The sequence below is a fragment of the Methylobacterium sp. WL18 genome (genome assembly GCF_008040015.1).
In the GTDB taxonomy this organism is placed as follows: domain Bacteria; phylum Pseudomonadota; class Alphaproteobacteria; order Rhizobiales; family Beijerinckiaceae; genus Methylobacterium; species Methylobacterium mesophilicum.
On the sequence record NZ_VRVD01000878.1, the window covers coordinates 1 to 1,536 of the forward strand.

At 69.3% G+C, this 1,536-nt stretch carries 1 protein-coding gene; it reads left to right on the forward strand.

Annotated elements, in window-relative coordinates; genetic code table 11:
• Positions 1–645: 645 nt before the first annotated feature.
• Positions 646–1,536 (forward strand): tRNA 2-thiouridine(34) synthase MnmA (gene mnmA, locus FV228_RS29255; protein WP_147857661.1); only part of this gene is annotated, 891 nt, incomplete at its 3' end.

Below are 1,536 nucleotides of genomic sequence, written 5' to 3' on the forward strand. Positions count from 1 at the left end.
ACCGCGCTCAGAGCCGCGCCGAACCGATCCTGCGACGAGTCGCCGGCCCGGGCGGCGACGCCGGCCGCATCCCAGCCCGATCGCGGCGTGGTCGAAGAACGGGCGGACGGGATCCACCCGGTGACATCCAACCGATCCGTTGCACCGCTCGCCATGCTGGGCTCCTCTCGATCGGGATCGAGCAAGGGCCAGGCCATTGGGGCGATTGGATAACTAACTGATCGATAAAGGATTTTGTCGTGCCGCTTTCGGATGCCGGATATCGTCCGGGTCCGAAGCTGCCGCGCGACCGGCAGCATTTGCCGGGTGGGGGCACTCGGTTGCTGGGTCAGGCAGGCCGCGGTGTCTCCAGCGTATCCTGCCGACCCCAATGTGTGAATCTGCGAGCCCGCACGGGAGAGGGGGCGCGTGGCGGCTTTCGCAAACCGATGTGTGAACATCGCAGCTCTGCGGGCGAGGGAGGGTGCGTGTCATGCCCGGATCGGACGTCCTTCAAACCGGCGCTTGTTTCCGGGATTGATCCCACGCCTGCGCAAACCGCTCACCGCCGCCAAAAAACCCCGCCCTGGAAAGCCGATCGGACTCCCGCTATAGACAGGCCGTGCAGCCGAGACGCCTTCCAGCCGGCGGCGGCGGACCCCTGCGATGAACGCCCTCGACCTTCCCAAGCCAGCCCACGAGACGCGCGTCGTCGTCGCCATGTCGGGCGGCGTCGATTCCTCCGTGGTTGCGGGGCTGCTGAAGCGGCAGGGCTTCGACGTGGTCGGGGTCACGCTCCAGCTCTACGACCACGGCGCCGCGACCCATCGCAAGGGCGCCTGCTGCGCCGGCCAGGACATCAACGACGCCCGCGCGGCCGCCGAGCATCTCGGCATCCCGCATTACGTCCTCGACTACGAGGACCGGTTCCGCGACGCGGTGATCGAGAAATTCGCCGAGAGCTACCTCGCGGGCGAGACCCCGATTCCGTGCGTCGAGTGCAATCGCACCGTGAAGTTCCGCGATCTGCTCGGGCTGGCCCGGGACCTGAACGCCGACGCCCTGGCCACCGGGCATTACGTGGCGAGCCGGGCCCTGCCGGGGGGCGGCCGGGCGCTGCACCGCGCCCTCGATCCGGCCCGGGACCAGAGCTATTTCCTCTACGCGACCACGGCCGAGCAGCTCGCATACCTGCGTTTTCCCTTGGGCGAGATGTCTAAGGCCGAGACCCGGGCGCTGGCCAAGGACCTCGGTTTGTCGCTGGCGGAGAAGCCCGACAGCCAGGACATCTGCTTCGTGCCCCAGGGCCGCTACAGCGACGTGATCGCCCGCCTGCGCCCGGACGCGGCCCGACCCGGCGAGATCGTCGATCTCGGGGGCCACGTGCTCGGGCAGCACGAGGGCATCGTCCATTACACCGTCGGCCAGCGCCGGGGCCTCGGCCTGTCCGGCTCCGAGCCGCTCTACGTCGTGCGCCTGGAGCCGGACACCGCCCGGGTCGTGGTCGGCCCGCGCACGGCGCTCGCGACGACCCGCATCCGCCTCTCGGATCTGAAC